This is a genomic window from Mesorhizobium sp. M0018 (assembly GCF_040323955.1).
In the GTDB taxonomy this organism is placed as follows: Bacteria; Pseudomonadota; Alphaproteobacteria; order Rhizobiales; family Rhizobiaceae; genus Mesorhizobium.
Genome location: NZ_JAMYVL010000033.1, coordinates 23167 through 42123 on the forward strand (window position 1 = coordinate 23167; position 18957 = coordinate 42123).

General features: G+C 60.7%; 16 protein-coding genes. 3 read left to right on the forward strand and 13 right to left on the reverse strand.

Annotated features, from left to right (window positions below; translation table 11 throughout):
* Window positions 1–131 precede the first annotated feature (131 nt).
* The 6 genes from lon to NKJ81_RS29520 all read right to left on the reverse strand — a co-directional run bounded on the left by lon (window position 132) and on the right by NKJ81_RS29520 (window position 9056).
* Complete coding sequence (gene lon / locus NKJ81_RS29495) at window positions 132–2543, reverse strand: endopeptidase La (protein ID WP_352501552.1); 2412 nt, start codon at window positions 2541–2543, stop codon at window positions 132–134.
* Window positions 2544–2823: 280 nt separating this feature from the next.
* Window positions 2824–4098, reverse strand: coding sequence for an ATP-dependent Clp protease ATP-binding subunit ClpX (gene clpX / locus NKJ81_RS29500; protein ID WP_006332719.1), 1275 nt, complete (start codon window positions 4096–4098; stop codon window positions 2824–2826).
* A 304-nt stretch (window positions 4099–4402) separates the two neighbouring features.
* Window positions 4403–5032 (reverse strand): ATP-dependent Clp protease proteolytic subunit, encoded by a 630-nt coding sequence (locus NKJ81_RS29505; protein WP_023674655.1) that lies wholly within the window; start codon window positions 5030–5032, stop codon window positions 4403–4405.
* Window positions 5033–5377: 345 nt separating this feature from the next.
* Entirely contained in the window at window positions 5378–6472 is a 1095-nt protein-coding gene (locus tag NKJ81_RS29510; protein WP_352542609.1) for an HlyD family secretion protein, read from the reverse strand.
* Complete coding sequence (locus tag NKJ81_RS29515) at window positions 6403–7677, reverse strand: glycosyltransferase family 2 protein (protein WP_352471966.1); 1275 nt, start codon at window positions 7675–7677, stop codon at window positions 6403–6405. Before NKJ81_RS29515 ends, NKJ81_RS29510 begins: the two co-directional genes overlap by 70 nt.
* Complete coding sequence (locus NKJ81_RS29520) at window positions 7674–9056, reverse strand: TackOD1 domain-containing metal-binding protein (RefSeq protein ID WP_352542610.1); 1383 nt, start codon at window positions 9054–9056, stop codon at window positions 7674–7676. Before NKJ81_RS29520 ends, NKJ81_RS29515 begins: the two co-directional genes overlap by 4 nt.
* A 386-nt stretch (window positions 9057–9442) precedes the next feature.
* Here NKJ81_RS29520 and NKJ81_RS29525 point away from each other — a divergent pair, with 386 nt between their 5' ends.
* Window positions 9443–10033 (forward strand): hypothetical protein, encoded by a 591-nt coding sequence (locus NKJ81_RS29525; protein WP_352542611.1) that lies wholly within the window; start codon window positions 9443–9445, stop codon window positions 10031–10033.
* Window positions 10034–10040: 7 nt separating this feature from the next.
* Here NKJ81_RS29525 and NKJ81_RS29530 read toward each other — a convergent pair whose 3' ends face one another.
* Entirely contained in the window at window positions 10041–11144 is a 1104-nt protein-coding gene (locus NKJ81_RS29530) for an NAD(P)/FAD-dependent oxidoreductase (protein WP_352542612.1), read from the reverse strand.
* A gap of 97 nt (window positions 11145–11241) precedes the next feature.
* Here NKJ81_RS29530 and NKJ81_RS29535 point away from each other — a divergent pair, with 97 nt between their 5' ends.
* Window positions 11242–12489: a cytochrome P450 gene (locus NKJ81_RS29535; RefSeq protein WP_352542613.1), complete on the forward strand. Its 1248-nt coding sequence runs from the start codon at window positions 11242–11244 to the stop codon at window positions 12487–12489.
* 160 nt (window positions 12490–12649) lie between these two features.
* Here the strand turns inward: NKJ81_RS29535 and NKJ81_RS29540 are convergent, their stop codons facing one another.
* Entirely contained in the window at window positions 12650–13564 is a 915-nt protein-coding gene (locus NKJ81_RS29540) for a LysR family transcriptional regulator (protein ID WP_352471971.1), read from the reverse strand.
* Window positions 13565–13703: 139 nt separating this feature from the next.
* Between NKJ81_RS29540 and NKJ81_RS29545 the strand changes: the two genes are divergently transcribed.
* Window positions 13704–15131, forward strand: coding sequence for an LVIVD repeat-containing protein (locus NKJ81_RS29545; protein WP_352542619.1), 1428 nt, complete (start codon window positions 13704–13706; stop codon window positions 15129–15131).
* A gap of 107 nt (window positions 15132–15238) precedes the next feature.
* Here NKJ81_RS29545 and NKJ81_RS29550 read toward each other — a convergent pair whose 3' ends face one another.
* From NKJ81_RS29550 to NKJ81_RS29570, 5 genes are all read right to left on the reverse strand, one after another.
* Window positions 15239–15589, reverse strand: coding sequence for a cupin domain-containing protein (locus tag NKJ81_RS29550; RefSeq protein WP_352542614.1), 351 nt, complete (start codon window positions 15587–15589; stop codon window positions 15239–15241).
* A gap of 5 nt (window positions 15590–15594) precedes the next feature.
* Window positions 15595–16875 (reverse strand): O-acetylhomoserine aminocarboxypropyltransferase, encoded by a 1281-nt coding sequence (locus NKJ81_RS29555; RefSeq protein ID WP_352542615.1) that lies wholly within the window; start codon window positions 16873–16875, stop codon window positions 15595–15597.
* A 152-nt stretch (window positions 16876–17027) separates the two neighbouring features.
* The gene (locus NKJ81_RS29560) at window positions 17028–17549 is read right to left on the reverse strand and encodes a CoA-binding protein (RefSeq protein ID WP_352542616.1); all 522 of its coding nucleotides are present in this window, start codon (window positions 17547–17549) and stop codon (window positions 17028–17030) included.
* A gap of 76 nt (window positions 17550–17625) precedes the next feature.
* Window positions 17626–18048: a VOC family protein gene (locus NKJ81_RS29565; RefSeq protein ID WP_352542617.1), complete on the reverse strand. Its 423-nt coding sequence runs from the start codon at window positions 18046–18048 to the stop codon at window positions 17626–17628.
* A gap of 9 nt (window positions 18049–18057) precedes the next feature.
* Window positions 18058–18879 (reverse strand): enoyl-CoA hydratase, encoded by an 822-nt coding sequence (locus tag NKJ81_RS29570; protein WP_352542618.1) that lies wholly within the window; start codon window positions 18877–18879, stop codon window positions 18058–18060.
* Window positions 18880–18957 lie beyond the last annotated feature (78 nt).

Here is an 18957-nt window from a genome sequence, read left to right on the forward strand (position 1 = left end):
GAAGCGCTCCGGCAACCAAGTCGAAAAGCGCCGGGAAAGTCGAAAAAAGCCCGGAAATCCGCGGTTCTTCACATGAAAAAGCCGGGCTCAAGGCCCGGCTCTCTCTTTGTGCATTGCAACTTTAGCAAGCACTAATGCGCCAGCGATTTACCAGCCTCGTCTCCGACATCGACCACGGCCGGCGCATTGACGGGTTCGACCCACTGGATCGGTTCCGGCATGCGCACCAGCGCATGGCGCAACACTTCGCCAACCCGTGAGACCGGAATGATCTCCATGCCGCTCTTCACGTTCTCCGGAATCTCCGCCAGATCCTTGGCGTTCTCTTCCGGAATCAGCACCTTCTTGATGCCGCCGCGGAGTGCGGCAAGCAGCTTTTCCTTAAGGCCGCCGATCGGCAGCACCCTGCCGCGCAGCGTGATCTCGCCGGTCATCGCCACATCGGCCCTGACCGGGATACCGGTCAGCACCGAGACGATCGCCGTCGCCATCGCCACGCCAGCCGACGGTCCGTCCTTCGGGGTTGCACCCTCCGGCACGTGGACGTGGATATCGCGCTTGTCGAACAGCGGCGGCTCGACGCCGAAATCGATGGCCCGCGAGCGGACGTAAGAGGCCGCCGCCGAGATCGATTCCTTCATCACATCGCGCAGATTGCCGGTGACGGTCATGCGGCCCTTGCCGGGCATCATGACGCCTTCCACCGTCAACAGCTCGCCGCCGACTTCCGTCCAGGCGAGCCCAGTGACCACGCCGACCTGATCGTCGCTCTCGACCTGGCCGAAGCGGAAGCGCGGAACACCAAGGTAATCGGCAAGATTGTCCGCCGTGATGTTGATCGTCTTCTTCTTCGTCTTCAGGATCTCGGTCACCGCCTTGCGCCCGAGCTTCATCAGCTCGCGCTCCAGGCTCCTGACGCCCGCTTCACGGGTGTAGGTCTGGATGATGCCGCGGATCGCGTCCTCGCCGACGGAGAACTCCTTCGGTTGCAACGCGTGGTCGCGGATCACCTTGGGCATCAGGTGACGCTTGGCGATCTCGATCTTCTCGTCCTCGGTGTAGCCGGCGATGCGGATGATCTCCATGCGGTCCATCAAGGGCGCAGGGATGTTCAGCGTGTTCGCCGTCGTCACGAACATCACGCTCGACAGGTCGTATTCGACCTCGAGGTAATGGTCCATGAACGTCGAGTTCTGCTCGGGATCGAGCACCTCGAGCAAAGCCGATGACGGATCGCCGCGGAAATCCTGGCCCATCTTGTCGATCTCATCGAGCAGGAAGAGCGGGTTGGATTTCTTCGCCTTCTTCATCGACTGGATGACCTTGCCGGGCATCGAGCCGATATAGGTGCGGCGGTGACCACGGATCTCGGCCTCGTCGCGCACGCCGCCCAGCGCCATGCGGATGAACTCACGGCCGGTCGCCTTGGCGATCGACTTGCCGAGCGAGGTCTTGCCCACGCCGGGAGGTCCGACGAGGCACAGGATCGGCCCCTTCAGCTTCTTCTGGCGGCTCTGCACAGCGAGATATTCGACGATGCGGTCCTTGACCTTGTCGAGGCCGAAATGATCGGTATCGAGCACATTCTGGGCAAAGGCCAGGTCCTGCTTGACCTTGGAGTTCCTGCCCCATGGGATCGACAGCAGCCAGTCGAGATAGTTGCGCACGACGGTCGATTCAGCCGACATCGGCGACATCGTCCGCAGCTTCTTCAGCTCGGCTTCCGCCTTTTCGCGGGCCTCCTTGGAGAGCTTGGTCTTCTTGATGCGCGCCTCGATCTCGGCGGCCTCGTCGCGGCCGTCCTCACCCTCGCCGAGCTCCTTCTGGATCGCCTTCATCTGCTCGTTGAGGTAGTATTCGCGCTGCGTTTTCTCCATCTGGCGCTTGACGCGCGAGCGGATGCGCTTCTCCACCTGCAGCACCGAGATTTCGGCTTCCATGAAGCCCATCGCCTTTTCCAGCCGTTCCTTGACGGACAGCGTGGCGAGCATCTCCTGCTTCTCGGGGATCTTGATGGCAAGGTGCGAAGCGACCGTGTCGGCGAGCTTGGAATAGTCGTCGATCTGGCTGGCAGCACCCACCACTTCGGGCGAGATCTTCTTGTTCAGCTTGACGTAGTTCTCGAAGTCGGTGACCACGGAACGTGCCAGCGCCTCGACTTCGACCTCTTCCTCCTCCGGTTCGACCAGCGCCGCAGCACGGGCCTCATGGAAGTCGGGACGGTCGGTGAACGCGACGATTTTCGCGCGCGAGGCACCTTCGACCAGCACCTTCACGGTGCCGTCCGGCAGTTTCAGCAATTGCAGCACATTGGCGAGCGTGCCGATGTCAAAGATGGCATCGGGCTCCGGATCGTCGTCGGCGGCATTCATCTGGGTCGCGAGCAGGATCTGCTTTTCCTGACCCATCACTTCTTCCAGCGCCTTGATCGACTTTTCACGCCCGACGAAGAGCGGAACGATCATGTGCGGGAACACCACGATGTCGCGCAGTGGGAGGACTGCGAAGACGCCGTCGCTGGGAGCCTTGGATAATTTGGCCATTGTCCAACCTTTCATGTCGCGGCCGCCAATCGGCCAACCGCGAATCTCATATTAACGACCGGGGATCGTTCCGCCTACCACCGTTTGTGACGGGAGTTTTACAGCACAGAATTCGGCACCACGGCCTTCCGCCTTTAGTTGGAGGCACAGGGGGTAAAGATCAAGGGTCAACACGGTCCGTCCCTCCAATCCGCAGCCACTACGCGGCGCCGTACGCGGTGTGCGACAGCAAAACGGCGCCCTGCGGCGCCGTTTCAGAAAAATCCATTGCCGGCTCACGTCAGGCGCTGACGTTGCCCTTCTTTTCCTTCTGCTCGGAATAGATGTAGAGCGGCCTGGCGTTGCCTGACACCACCTCTTCCGAAATAACCACTTCGCGCACGCCTTCCAGTGCCGGCAGCTCGAACATGGTGTCGAGCAGGATCGCTTCCATGATCGAACGCAGGCCGCGTGCGCCGGTCTTGCGCTCGATGGCGCGCTTGGCGATCGCCGACAGCGCGTTCTCATGGAAGGTCAGGTCGACATTCTCCATCTCGAACAGCCGCTGATACTGCTTGACCAGCGCGTTCTTCGGTTCGGTCAGGATCTGGATCAGCGCCGGCTCGTCGAGATCCTCCAGCGTCGCCAGGACAGGCAGACGGCCGACGAACTCGGGAATGAGGCCGAACTTCAACAGATCCTCAGGCTCGACCAGGCGGAAAACATCGCCGGTGCGGCGATCCTCGGGCGAAGCGACGATGGCGCCGAATCCGATCGAGGTCTTTCTGCCGCGATCCGAGATGATCTTGTCCAGGCCGGCGAAAGCGCCGCCGCAGATGAACAGGATGTTGGCGGTGTCGACCTGCAGGAATTCCTGCTGCGGATGCTTCCTGCCGCCCTGCGGCGGCACGGAGGCGACAGTGCCTTCCATAATCTTCAAAAGTGCCTGCTGCACGCCCTCGCCCGACACGTCGCGGGTGATCGAGGGATTGTCCGACTTGCGCGAGATCTTGTCGATCTCGTCGATATAGACGATGCCGCGCTGGGCGCGCTCGACATTGTAGTCGGCCGACTGCAACAGCTTCAGGATGATGTTTTCGACGTCCTCGCCGACATAGCCGGCCTCGGTCAGCGTCGTCGCGTCGGCCATGGTGAAGGGGACGTCGATGATGCGGGCCAGCGTCTGCGCCAGCAACGTCTTGCCGCAGCCGGTCGGGCCGATCAGCAGGATGTTCGACTTCGCCAGCTCGACGTCGTTGTTCTTGCCGGCATGGGCGAGGCGCTTGTAGTGGTTGTGGACGGCCACCGACAGCACGCGCTTGGCGTAAGGCTGGCCGATGACGTAGTCGTCGAGAACCTTGAGGATTTCCTGCGGGGTCGGCACGCCCTCGCGCGACTTCACCATCGAGGTCTTGTTCTCCTCGCGGATGATGTCCATGCACAGTTCGACGCATTCGTCGCAGATGAACACCGTCGGCCCGGCGATCAGCTTGCGCACTTCGTGCTGGCTTTTGCCGCAAAACGAGCAATAAAGCGTGTTCTTGGAATCACCGCTGTTGTTGCCGACCTTGCTCATTTTCATGTCCTTTCATGGCCGCCCGCCGATGGTCTGGTTGAAAGGGCGCATATTCAATCTATCGCGGGAATCCGCCGCCGCCAGTGCCCCGGCTCCCGCAACGCATTCCGTACGAAACACAAATCGGAAAACGGGGCAATGATTCGAACAACCCCACGCAAAGCTAAGCCGTCGAAAATCAACATAGCCTTAACGTAGGCAATTGCACCCGTCGAGGGAACAGCCAATTGTGGCCGAAATGCCGCAAGCTGCGCCAAAAGCGCGTGATCCCGCCACTCATTGCCACCGCGGGGCCACCGCGGACCTATAAGGCAATACCTTCGACCGGCTCACGTGACGAAATGACCTTGTCGATGAGGCCGAAATCCCTGGCCTCGTCGGCAGTCATGAAATGGTCACGGTCGAGCGTTTTTTCAATCTCATCATAACTCTTGCCGGTGTGCTTGACGTAGACCTCGTTGAGGCGGCGCTTCAGCTTGATGATGTCCTGGGCATGGCGCTCGATGTCGGAAGCCTGGCCCTGGAAGCCGCCGGAAGGCTGGTGGACCATGATGCGGGCGTTCGGCGTGGCAAAGCGCATGTCCTTGTGGCCCGCCGTCAAGAGCAGCGAGCCCATCGAGGCGGCCTGACCGATGCAGAGCGTCGACACCGCAGGCTTGATGAACTGCATGGTGTCGTAGATCGCCATGCCGGAGGTGACGACGCCGCCGGGCGAGTTGATATAGAGGTTGATTTCCTTCTTCGGATTCTCCGCCTCGAGGAACAGCAGCTGCGCGCAGACCAGCGTCGCCATGCCATCCTCGACCGGGCCGGTGATGAAAATGATGCGCTCCTTGAGGAGCCGCGAGAAAATGTCGTAGGCCCGCTCGCCGCGATTGGTCTGTTCGACCACCATCGGAACGAGGTTCATGTAGGTTTCGACGGGGTTCTTCATGGACTATCCCTTTTTGAGGATGGGATTCCGGCGCCGGAGATTTGCAATCGGGCAGAATCGGTTCTGGATCGTTATTGTGTAAATAGGATGCCGGCTCACCCTAGCGCAAGGCCGCCTCTCCTAGCCACTTGGTTAAAACGAATCAAGCTTGCCGGACGGTGCCCGGAGGACGCGGCACGGATCCTGGTGGATTGACTTCACCTCTTTGATCCCACGGTTTCGCGCGGCCATGGTGGCACTGGCGTCGCTCGCAACGCGAAGGACCTGGAACGTCGTATCGGGCGAGGAAGATTGACTGCGTTCCCGGGACGGCTAAGTAGCTGCCTCCGCAGGATTAAGCAGGCATTACCTGGCCCAACAGAAGCCGAACGCGCAACCACTCACTGATACTTTTTGCGAGACCGCGAAGGAATTCGACTCATCGAGTGCGATACGGATCAGCCTTGACCTGTCGCGGGGCCGGAACATGTTCTGAAACTCGTCCGGCAACGCGTCGGCGACCGACAGAATCTTTTCGACTGTTCCTCTTGCACGCTCGGTTCCGTTACCCACGTCGACCGCCATTCCTTCGCGCAGCGAAAACAGATAGTTGTCCGGCAGATAGGCGAGGACGTAGGACTTGCCGCCGTCGATCTGTAGAAGCGGATCGCCGAACCGCAGCACCTGGCCAGGGACCGGCACCTTGGCGCCAACGACCCCCTCCGTGACCGAGCGGATGTTTCCGCCGTCATATATGGCCTTTACCTCATCCATAGCCTCGCCCGATCTCGCACGGAATTGCGCCACCAGGGCGAGTTCGGATTTGGTCGCTTGCAATTGACCGGTCAGATCAGCCAGATGTTCGGCGGCCTGGAAGCTGCCACGAACGGCTTCGTCCTTCGTCGAAGTCGAGACGATGCCTGCCGTGACGATGGTGTCGATTCTAGCAAGTGTCGTCCTGGTTTCACGCGCTGTCCGCTCGGCCAGCAGCATCACGGACTGTATCGCTTCGTGTCGGCTGTGGAGCTGGCCCTCGCGAACGGCGAGTTCACCCTGTCGCAACAGCAGCTCCGCGAGCTCCTTGACCATGTCGAACGATTCAAGCTCGACGAGCAATGTACCGGGCTCGACCTGGTCTCCCGCCTTGACAAAGACATGCGTTACCTTGGCCGGATAGGCGGCATCGACGGCATACCGATCCTTCAGGACAATACCGTCCGCTGACAAGACGACCGCATCACCAATGAGGTAGTAGACGATCGAAGAGGAAAACAAACCGAGGAGAGCGAGGTAAACGATGCGACCCCAACTTCCCACACTCGCGCGCTGCTGTTTTCCCAGATTGTCCACTCGGACATGTTTTCGAATGTATTTCATCTGAAGCTCGTTCTCTACCAGGGCCGCTCTAGCCGAACTTTGATCGGCGTGTAGTTGTCGCGATGTGAACCTGAGAACACCCATTCATCGATATAGGCGATCAATCGAACGGGTCTCATCACATAGGTCATGAACAGGGAGTAGCCGGGCAGGAACCATATGCTTCGCCAGAACCCCCGTCGCTCGGTGGTCCAACTGGCCAGCGCCAGCACAAACACGTCGAGAACCAGGAGGCCGCACTGCATGCCGATGAGGATCGCGGGCGTGAAAGAGCCGTACTGGAGGGCAAGCCAGACGAGATAGAGCGGGAATATCGCGGCACCAACGACGTTGAAAAGGAGGAAATCCCATTGGTGTAGGGCCTCCGGAAGCCGGAAACCCGAGTCCGAGACACGAAACAGGCGGTAGTGTTTGCGAAAGCGTAGCCAAATGGCATCGCGTTCCCAGCGCAATCGCTGGCGGATATATTGGTATGCGGTTATCGGGACGTCCGTATAGCAGATCGCATCCGGGACATAGGCCATGCGCCAGCCGGCCCGCCGCAATCTCAGCGTGACATCCAGATCCTCGCCACCGCCTACGTCGAACCCCCCAACCCCCAAAAGGGCTTTGCGCCTGAAGGCGCTGAACGCTCCCGAAATGCAAACGACCTGATCGAGAGCTCCAGCAATACGCTTTCCGACCGAAATCGACTGTAAATATTCGATCTCCTGAAACTGGGCGACGATACTCGCGTGGCCGTTGCGCGGTGCAATATCGCCGCATGCCGCTCCAACCGCTGGATCCGAAAAGGGACCGAGAATATTCTCGATCGCGTACCGATCAAACGAACAGTCGCAATCGACATTGATCAGTATGTCGCCTTTGGCTACGCGGCACGCCAGATTGATCCCGCTCGCCTTGCCGCCCCTCAGATCCGTCGAAATGATGCGCGAGGCATAACCTTTCTTGACCAGAGCTTGCGAGACCCTGCTCATCCGATCGGTCGAACCATCACTGACAATGACAACTTCGAAGTCATTGAAAGACTGTTCCCGCAACGAGCGGACGCAGGTTTCGATGGACTCAGCCTCATTATGGCCAACCAGAATGATGCTTACATTGGGCCGTAATGGTCGCTCATGCTCAATCGAACCCGCGGCATCACGCGAACGCATGGTCACAGCGGCCGCGACGAACGGAATGATGTAGCGGGGGAACTCAAAGACCAGCGTGTACCAGAAAACGGAGGCCAGGCTCGCCGTCGATTGAGCTAGCAGGAACGCAAATCCGAGTTCGAGATCATTCAACGCGAGGCTTGCCCCGTTTTGGTCGCCACCCGAGGGCGAGGGTCAAGCTTTTCGCCCAAAGACGCCTCGCAGATTGAAAGCATTGCCGATATCTGCTCCGACAATGTCTCGTCGCCCTTCGCCGTCATGATGAAATAGTCGGCGGCGGCGCCTTTGTGCACCGATCCTGTCTCCGCAAGGTAATTGCTCAGGTTTTCGATGAAGAGACGGCGCAGTTTCTCAAACACGTCCTGGCCCTTTGATTTTATGAGCGAATCTCGTGCTCCGTAACGCAATTCCGTGACCGCCAACGGCGGGCCCTTCGCTCCGGTCATGCGTGCGCGGTCGAGTTCCTGAACCAGGGATGGCGGCAACCCCAACAAGGACGTTGGCAGCTTTTTCTCCGGACTGGTGAGCAGAGACAGCGCCTGATCCGTGAGTGCGTAGGAAAAAAAGTCGATACGTTTAACGCTGTCGCCATCAGCCCGCGCATCACAATCCTGGCAGACGAATCCAACAGCCGGCTCCGATGTCGAATCCTTGCACCTCCTGCAGATTTGCGAGTGGCCGGGCTTGTCATAGTCCTTTCCATAGTGACGCAATTGCTGGCTGCATTTGGGGCAGACCAGTGCGCTTCCCTGCCGAAAATCGCCTTCAGGACGAAGAGCCGCGCAACGATAATGATGAATAAGCTCGGCCTCGAACATATCGGCCGAACGGCAGGAGGGACATTCCTCGCGAACGGTAAGCCGCCGCGACCCGCAGGCGCCGCACTCATGCACGCGGTCGAAGAAGGTCTTAAGCAGAAGTCCGCGATGGGAGAGATCTTCGGCGATCGGGATCGTCTTGGCCGCCGACGGAAAGCCCGGATAGCTTATGGAGGCCGACGTCATCGGATAGCGCTTGGCTTCGATGCTTCTGCCGGCGACGAAGGCATGCGCAAGAAAGCGCGTTTCGGGCGTATTTGTCGAACGGATGTGCGCGGCAAGCTGTTCGCGGCGGCGGCGAAAATCGAGAATGCATTTTGCCGTCTCCGCCCAAGTCGTTTGCTGCATCAGATCGAAATGTACATCCGCGAACCGGCCGGCACGGCCGCCCAGATCGATGACAGGCACCATCGCCAGCGGAATGTGGTCACGCAGGTTGTCCAGCGGCGAGTTACGCCGCTCATCGGCCAGAAGAACGGCATCGATGTCCCCTTCCGACGAGGAGTCGAACATCGTGCGGTAGATCGCCGAATGCAGAACGACCACGCGTGGGAACCATTCGACGGCAGGCTTCCAGGACAATCCCATTCTGGCCCAGAGTGCCAGGCAAAGGTCGGTGAGTTCATGGCTTGCGGTGGAAGCCGTCGGTGCCGGCAGTTGCACAACGGATTTCGCAACAGGTTCTGCGGGCATGTCGGCCTCCATTTGCCCGGCGCTCGCAAAGGAACGCCGCCACAGGTACGACTTGCAGCCTGGGTGGAGGATCCAAGGGCAACGTCACATTTACTGAAAGGATTGTTGCAGGACGAGATATGCGGAAAACGCGGGATCGCATGCGACACCGGATGGCCAGCTACGTCCCCCCACGACGTTCCTGACCAGCGACCAAGTCAATCAACTCGAATACGTCAAATGTTATTCGTTGATTGTTAGCGGATGCTTAATTGGCAGCAAGAATTTGTGTGTCGGACTCAGGTAGTCGAATTAACGAAGTTTGATGAATCGCCTTTTCCACGACATGGCTTTCCCTACAGTTCAACGTTGAACCCGCTTCATGCGGTTCGAACAGGGGGAGTTCCATGACCAGGAAAGCTTCTTCCTTCGCCATTGCCGGCCTGACCATGCTCGGCACAATGTCGGAAACGGCGGCCGGCGGACGCGCGGTCGAATGCTACGAGCAGGTCAATCGGCCGGCCGTCTACGACACCGTCTACGAGGATGTGCTCGTCAGCCCAGCCGGCCAGCAGGTGGAATACGAGGCGCCAATCTACGGGACGCGCGAGCGCGTGGTGCAGATCGCGCCGGCGCGCGTCAGCTACGAGATCGTGCCCGCCATCACCCGCACCATCTACCGGTCCGTGAGGGTCGATGACGGCGGCTATTCCTGGGAATGGCGCATCATCAATGGCCGCAAGGTGCTGTGCAAGGTCAGGCACAAGGCGCGCTATGAACGCGTGGCCGAGATCGTCGTGATTGAGCCGGAACGCCGGCGGCGCGTTGTCCTGCCCGCCGAATACGAGAGCGTCGCCGAAGAGGTTCTCGTGCGGCCGGAGCAACAGCGCATCGTCGACATTCCGGCGTCTTATCAGACAGTGGCTCGCCGCGTGGTGGTCAGGGAGGGCTCATCCAGCTGGCGGCGCGTGCACATCCCACGCCACTGCCGGTACTAGCAGCCGCTCAGGCCACCTCTGCCCTGAGCCATTTCTTCAGGCCGTCGACATCGCCATTGCCGACGCAGGCCGCAACCCTTCTGCCGACTGCCGCGCCGAACTTGTAGCCGTGGCCGGAGCAGGCCGAGACGACCAGGCATCTGCCTTTCTGGTGTGCCAGAAATTTCTCGTCGGCGGTGAATGTGTAGGCGCAGGTGACCACCTCGGTGACCTTATACTCCTCGATACGGGCAAGCGGCGGCGAAAACAGGTTGCGGATCGCCTCACCCTCGCCCGGCACCGGCTGACGGTTCCAGTCGGCATCGCTGGTCGGCACCCTGTGCAGGCCCGAGCCGAATTTCATGCCGGCGCCGCCTGTCGGCGGGATTGCGTAGCCGTCGACAGTGCCGCCAATGTCGAGGACAACCGGCGCTGCCTGCCAGGCTGCCTGCAGATCCGCCGGCGGTTCGACATAGGCGAGCGCGGTGCGCCAGGTTTTCAGCTCGCCGTCCAGCTCCGGGAACAGTTTCAGCACCCAGGCGCCGGCAGCGACGACGATCCGGTCGGCCTGCATCGTTTCGCCGCCTGCCAGCACGATATGCCCGGCCTCGGCGTCGATCTCGACCACCTTGCTGTTCTCGTAGACATTGGCGCCGTTCGCGCGCAGCCACCTGGCGAGGCCGGCGGCGATCTTGCGGCAGTGCAGCGCGCCGCCGTCCGGCGAAAAATACCCATAGCGGAATGAACCAGGTTCCAGGAACGGCCAGCGTTCGACCGCGGCATCCGGCTCGAACAATTCGAACGGGTAGTTCCCGGCTTCCATGCCTTCTCGGTATTCCTCGGCCTCATCTCCCGGCTGGCGCGAAATGCAGATGAAGCCGCGCGGATCGAGATGGCTTTCGCCGAGATCGGCCCACATCTCATCCCAGGCTTCATAGGCTTCGGTGATCAGCCGGCCGTAGCCCGTTCCGGCCCGGTAGGCGCGGCGGATGATGCGGTGATGATCGCCCGAGGCGGCGAGCGGATTGGGGATCGGTCCCTGCTCGACGATCGGGACGAGGTGCCCGGCCCTGACCAGTGACCACGCCGTGGATAGCCCGGCAATGCCTGCACCGACCACGATCACATTCATGAAAACCGTCCTTCCGCAACCGCTTCGGCGGCTCACCTCACTGGAGGGCCAACATACGGTCTGGCACCAGACTGGCAAGCCGCGCTAATGATCTGGCATGACCGAATTGAAGCCGCCCTACCTTGCTTTTGATCCAGCCACGCGTCGCCTGCGGCTCGATCCGCACGAGCCGGCGTTCTTCCAGAATCCGTACGAAGCCTACGCCTTCCTGCATGGCGCATTGAACGCCTTCTTCTGGGAGGAGTTTGGTTTCTGGTGCTTTGGCGGCTTCGACGACGTCAACCGGCTGCTGCGCGATCGCCGCTTCGGCCGGCAGAACCCGGCCGGCATTCCGGACAGCCGAGGCATCGGTCAGGACCGCACGCACCTCAGCGCGTTCGACGGCATCGAGGCCAATTCGATGCTGGAGCTGGAGCCGCCTGTCCACACACGGCTCAGAACGCTGGTCAACCGCGCCTTCGTCTCGCGCCAGGTCGAGCGGCTCAGGCCACGTGTCGAGGCGCTGGCCAACGAACTGATCGACCGTTTCGAACCAGGAGGAGTCGACCTGCTGCCGGCATTCGCAGCTCCCTTGCCGATCACCATCATTGCGGAAATGCTCGGCGTGCCGGTCGACATGGGGCCGCAGCTGCTCGACTGGTCGCATCGGATGGTCGCCATGTACATGCATGGCCGCACCCGCGAGACGGAGGACACGGCCAATCGCGCCGCGCGCGACTTTTCCGATTTTCTGCGCGGCTACGTCGCCGAGCGGCGAAAGAGGCCGGGCGAGGATCTTCTGTCGCTGCTGATTGCGGCACAGGAGGACGGCCAGAAACTGTCGGAGGACGAGCTGGTATCCTCGGCCATCCTTTTGCTCAATGCCGGCCATGAAGCAACTGTCCACCAGACCGGCAATGCGGTGCGCTCGATCCTTGCGCAAGGCGGCGACCCGCGCCGCTTCTTCGCCTCACCGGAAGCAACAGCCGCGACGGTCGAAGAGTGCCTGCGCTTCGACGCGCCGCTGCACATGTTCACGCGCTACGCCTATCAGGAGGTCGAGGCCGGGCCGGGGATCATCGTCCAGCCGGGCGAGACGATCGGTCTGCTGCTCGGCATGGCCAATCGCGACCCTACTGCGTTTGCCGAGCCCCTCGCCTTCAGGCCGGACCGTGCCGACCAGAAGAACGTGTCGTTCGGCGCCGGCATCCATTTCTGCATCGGCGCGCCGCTCGCCCGGCTCGAACTGCAGGTGTCGCTGAAAACCTTGTTCGAACGCCTGCCGCGGCTCCAAATGGCCGAACAGCCGCGCTTCCGTGACACGTATCATTTCCACGGGCTGGAAACGCTTGCCGTCAGAATCTGAGGACGGCTTCCGACGACAGGCTTCGAAGCCGGCTCCGGCGAATTCCGGTCAAATAGGTAACATCTCAAGGCCGCGAGTGCCAAATAATCGCTGATCGAACGATGAAGCTACCGGAAGCAGGACCTCACACTAACAATCCCGGATGCCTATAGAAATTCGGTCATGAAGCTTGAAGAGAGACGGGATTTGAATCTTTTTGCGTCGTCTCGCGGACGATGTCGAGGAAGGCCTTCAGCACCGGCGAGGGTTGTTCATGCCGGTAGATGATTGAAGTGTCGATAGACAAGGTTCGTCCCTGGATAGGGCGATAAACGACGCCGCTCCGGCGCAAATTTTGCAGACAGGCGGGCAGCAGCGAGACGCCCAGCCCGACGGATACAAGTCCGATGATTGTCTGCTTCGGCGTCGCTTCTCGAACGATCCTCGGGCTGAACCCGGATGAACGGCACAACCCGACGATCTCGTCATAGAGGGATGGATTGATGCTGCGCGGGAACTGAATCAACGCTTCGGAGGCCAAGTCGGCTAGCGCGACCTCTGCTTCCGAGGCTAGCCGATGCGTTTCCGGCAAGGCCACGATCAGGGGTTCGACCAGTATGCTTTCGACCTTCAATGCCTTGTGAACGACGGGAGGATGAACAAAACCGATATCGAGCTGGCGTTCGGCCACAGCCCTGACTTGATTGGGAATGCGCAGGTCGGTCAGGCTCAACTCGACCTCGGGATAGCGCTTGGTGAAACGTTGGACGACAGAAGGCACCACGCTGTAGATAGCCGCGTCGATGAATCCGACAGCAAGATGGCCGGTTTCGCCACGATCGGCTTTGCGAGCAAGCTCCACCGCCTGCTCTGTCTGCTGAAGCACGGCCCTAACCTCATCAAGGAACACACGCCCCGCCGCAGTCAGCTCGACCTTGCGCTTGGTGCGCTCCAGCAAGCGCACACCCATCGCCTGTTCCAGTTGCTGGATCTGCTTTGTCAGGGGCGGCTGTGAGATATGCAAGCGCGCTGCCGCGCGCCCGAAATGCAGCTCTTCGGCGACGGCCATGAAGGACTGCATCAGCTTGTGGTTCATCTTCAGCCTTTAATTTCCCAAATAGAATTACCCATGGCTCAAACGATATTGGACGGAAAGTATCGGAATCTGCAAAATCCGGAAAGCTGCAAAATCCGGGAGACACGCTTTGAAAAATTCCGAGATTTCACGCCGCCAGATGCTGAAAGTGCCGCTCATCGGCGCGACGATCGCCGCGACATCTCAATCCGGTCTTGTCTGCGAGGCCCTTGCCCAACCCGTTCCAGCTTCGTCGCCAGCGCCCCCTGGCGCTTTCGCCCACAATGTCGAAGCTGTGGGCTATACCGATCTCGATCATCGCCCAGCCTTCAAAATGGCGATCAGGCAGGTTGGCGAACGTTGGTATCTCTACACTGGGCACTTCTGGCACTCCGGCTGGAGCATCGTGGACGTGACCGACCCGGCCAAGCCCGAGACGGTCAAGTTCGTGCCCTATCTCGGCACGAATACTTGGACTCTACAAATAGATTTGTCCGGCGACACGATGGTGACCGCCCTCGAAAAGCCCTTTGCTAATTTCGGCGGTGACCCCGACGCACCGTTCGGCGAAGGCGTTCTGATCTGGGATATCGCGGACCCCATCAATCCGAAACAACTCAGTCACTACCGCACCGGCGGAAACGGCACGCATCGCAACCTCTATCCCGGTGGACGTTATGTCCACCTTGCCGCCGGCATGCCGGGTTACAGGGGCAACATCTACGTCATCCTCGATATTTCGGATCGCTCGAATCCGCGCGAAGCCGGACGCTGGTGGGTGCCGGGCCAGCACGAGGCCGGCGGCGAGAGCTTTGCGGCTGCGAAGCCCGCCGCCGACCAGGAGACCGCCGATCGCTACCGGTTGCGACTGAAGCCGCAATGCATGTGCGGCGCCTTCTGCGCCAGCACGGGCGAGGATGTCTCGCTGCACGGCCCGCCTTATGTCACTGGCGATCTTGTCTATTTGCCTTATGGTGCGGCGGGAATCGTTGTGCTCGATATTAGCGATGTCTCCCAGCCGAGGCAGGTCGGCGGCCTGAGCTTCAGCCCTCCGTTTCACTCGCGCTTCGGTGTGCATAGCGTGCTGCCGATTCCAGAGCGCGGCATTGCCTTCGCCAATTCGGAGAACGTCACCTATGGACTTGGTCCGATGCATCACGCTTCGATCGTCGATATTTCCGATTCCAGTGAACCCTTTCTGCTGTCGCTGTTGCCCGAACCAGTGCCACCCGAAGGCGCTCCCTATTCGGATTTCACAACTCGTGGCGGCTGGCGCGGACCGCACAACATCAACCACCACCAGCATCATCCCGATGTCCAGAAACAAGGCGATCTGTTCTATATCGCGCACTTCAACGCTGGGCTCAGGGTCTATGACGTCTCGAATACTCGGCTTCCGCGCGAGGTCGGCTACTTCATCCCGCCGGAGCCAGTCCGACGCTACGGCCCTATGCCGGAAGACAAGCTGGTTGTTCAGACCGAGGACGTGGTCGTGGACCGGCGCGGCTTCATTTACATAACTGACAAGAACCAGGGGCTCTGGATTGTCCGCTACACCGGCCCGCGGCCGGAAACGGATCGAACGTGACGGTCACATTCACCCTGCAGTTTCATGGCACCGCGACATGATGAGCCGATACGGATTTTCCGACGCGGACATCGATCGCCTTTTGTAAAGTCCGGCGCGATGCGAGATCAAAGCTTGATTACATACTCCTTGCGCGTCGTTTCAAGCACTTCCCAGCTTCCTCTAAAGCCCGGCCTGAGCACGAAGCTGTCGCCTGCCCTGACGGTGCGCGCATCGCCGCCGTCTTCGGCGATCACCGAAACCCCTGACAGGATGTGGCAGAACTCCCACTCATCATATTCGATGCGCCATTTGCCCGGCGTTGCTTCCCAGATGCCGGCATAAAGGCCACCGTCCTGTTCCTCGACATTCCAGGTGCGGAATTTCGGATCGCCCGAAATCAGGCGATCCGGCGCTGGTGCGCCAAGTTCCGGTTCGACGGTGTCGACGCCGACGGAAAGAAATTTCGGCGTGGTCATGGCGATCAAACCTTGGCGAGAGCCTGTTCCAGATCGGCGACGATGTCGTTGACGTCCTCGATGCCGACCGAAAGCCTGACCGTGTCCGGTCCTGCCCCGGCATTGATCTTCTGCTCGTCGGAAAGCTGGCGATGCGTGGTCGATGCCGGGTGGATGACCAGCGACTTGGTGTCGCCGACATTGGCCAGATGCGAGAACAGTTCGAGCGCCTCGACGAACTTGATGCCCGCCGCATAGCCGCCCTTCAGCCCGAATGTGAACACCGCGCCGGCGCCAAGCGGCGAGTACTTCTTCTGCAGCGCATTGTTTTTGTCGCTGGGCAGCCCGGGATAGGACACCCAGGCGACCTTGGGATGATTGGAAAGCCATCCGGCGACCGCCGCCGCATTGTCGCAGTGGCGCTGCATCCTGAGCGGCAAGGTTTCCAGACCGGTCAGGATAAGGAATGCGTTGAACGGCGAAATCGCCGCGCCGATGTCGCGCAGGCCGAGCACGCGAGCAGCGATGGCGAAGGCGAAATTGCCGAAGGTCTCGTGCAGGACGAGGCCGCCATATTCGGGGCGCGGCTCCGACAGCATCGGATATTTGCCCGACTTCGACCAATCGAAGGTGCCGCCGTCGACAATGGCGCCGCCGATCGAGTTGCCGTGACCGCCGATGAACTTGGTCAGCGAATGCACGACGATGTCGGCGCCATGTTCGATCGGCCGCAGCAGATAGGGCGAGGCCAGCGTGTTGTCGACGATCAGCGGCAGGCCGTGCTTGCGGGCAATGTCGCCGATCTTCTCGACATCGACGAAGACGCCGCCCGGATTGGCCAGGCTCTCGATGAAGATTGCCTTGGTCCTGTCGTCGATCTGGCTCTCGAAGGTCGAGATGTCATTGGTGTCGGCCCAGCGCACCTGCCAACCGAAATTCTTGAAGGCGTGGCCGAATTGGTTGATCGAGCCGCCGTAAAGCTTTGTCGCTGAAACGAAATTGTCGCCGGGCTGCATCAGATTGTGGAAGACCAGCACCTGCGCGGCATGGCCGGAGGCGACCGCAAGGCCTGCCGTGCCGCCTTCGAGTGCCGCGATGCGCTCTTCCAGCACCGCCTGGGTCGGGTTCATGATGCGGGTGTAGATGTTGCCGAACGCCTTCAGCCCGAACAGCGAGGCGGCATGGTCGGCATCGTCGAAGACGAAGGAGGTGGTCTGGTAGATCGGCGTCGCTCGCGCGCCGGTCGCCGGATCCGGCTTGGCGCCGGCATGGACGGCGAGCGTGTTGAAACCGGGCGTGCGGGCCATCGAAAAACCTCCCTCAATGGTGAATAGTGAATGGTGAATGGTGAATGGTGAATGGCAAAGTCGGCCAGCCCCACCTTGATTGCAAGCGGCTCATATGCCGCCTTGCCGGCCTTCCAGAAAAATCCTTCTATTCACCATTCACCATTCATTACCTACTTCTGGCGAACGCCGAAACTCTGGAATCCCGGCCGCATGAGCGGCTTCTTCGAGGACAAGACGCCGGAATTGACGCCGGTCCAGCCGATCTCGCCGGACAGCTTGCCATATTCGATCTTGGGGCAACGGTTCATCACCACCTTGATGCCGGCGGCTTCGGCGCGTGCGGCCGCCTCGTCATGGCGTATGCCAAGCTGCATCCAGATGACCTTCGGCAGCGGATCGAGCCGCAACACCTCGTCGACAATGCCCGGCACGGCAGCGGAAGCGCGAAACACGTCGACCATATCGACAGGTTCCGGAACGTCGGCGAGCCTGGCATAGGTCATCTGGCCGAGGATCGCCTTGCCGGCCTGGCCGGGATTGATCGGGAACACCGAAAACCCCTTGCCGAGTAGATATTTCAGCACGAAATAGCTCGGCCGCACGTCATTGGCCGACGCGCCGACCATGGCGATGGTCTTCACCGAATTGAGGATGCCGGCAATATAGGCGTTGTCGTAGGCGTCGTGGTTCATGCCTCGTCATACAGCGCTTCGGAGTGAGGTGCCAACAGCCGAGCAAGTGGCTTGCAATGGGCCAGGGAGAACGTCGTCAGGCCGGCAGCGAGATCGTTCCGTCTTCCGCAATCGGAAAGGCCGGATTGTGCGCGACTTCCCAGACATGCCCGTCGGCATCGGCGAAATAGCCGTACCAGCCGCCCCAGAAGGCGCGCCCGGCCGGCTTGACGATCTTGCCGCCAGCCTTCTCAGCCGCCGCAAGCACTTCGTCGACCTCGGCGTCAGAGCGGGTGTTGTAGGCGAGGTAGACGGCCGACGGCGCCTTCGAGAAGCTGACGCCCGAATCCTCTTCGGCGCTTGGGCGCGGAAACAAGCCAAGAATGGCGCCGCCCATCTGGAAGAAGGCAACGCCGTCGGTGATCCCGGCATGGCGGGTCAGGCCCATCGCCTCATAGAAGCGCGTCGCACGGTCGAGATCGTCGGTGGCGATGGTGACGATGGAGATGCGCGGTTCCATATCCGCCTCCTACTCCTCCGGCCATTCCGGCTTGCGCTTGCCGATGAAGGCGCCAATGCCCTCTTCCGCATCGCGCGCCAGCATGTTCTCGACCATGACGCGCCCGGTGTAATCATAGGCCTCGGCCAGCCGCATTTCTGCCTGTTCGTAGAAGGCTTCCTTGCCGATCTTGACGACCAGAGAGGATTTGGACGCAATGGTTTGCGCGTATTTGGTGACAATCTGATTCAGATATTCGCGCGGCACGACGCGGTTGACCAAGCCGAATTCCTTGGCGGTTGCCGCATCGATCGTCTCGCCGGTCAAAAGCATTTCCAAGGCGTGCTTGCGCGAGACGTTGCGCGACAGCGCCACCATCGGCGTCGAGCAGAACAGTCCAATATTGACGCCAGGCGTGCAGAAGGTCGCCTCGTGCGAGGCGATGGCGAGATCGCAGCTGGCGACCAACTGCAATCCGGCCGCCGTCGCCAGGCCGTCGACTTCGGCGATCACCGGCTTAGGATGGCGAACGATCGCCTGCATCAGTGAAGCGCAGGCGGAAAACGTCTTTTCGAAGAAGCCCCTGCCGCGATCGGCATCGGCGCGGTGCGCGCTCAACTCCTTGAGGTCGTGTCCGGCGCAGAACACCTTGCCGACCGCCCCGAGGACGATGACGCGGACGGATTTGTCGGCCTTGGCGCGGTCGAGTTCCGCCGTCAGCGCCGCCATCACTGCAAGCGAAAGAGCATTGGCCGGCGGATTGGCGAGCGTCAGGCGCAGCACGCCGTTGTCCAGCCTGGAGACGACCGGCCCTTCGGCAACGGCAGGCTTGATGGCGACGATTTCGGCCATAGGTCGTTCCTCCGCGATTCCGGATCGATGATGGACTAATCTAGTATGTCGTCTCGCTTCGTCCAACTTCCTCGTCCG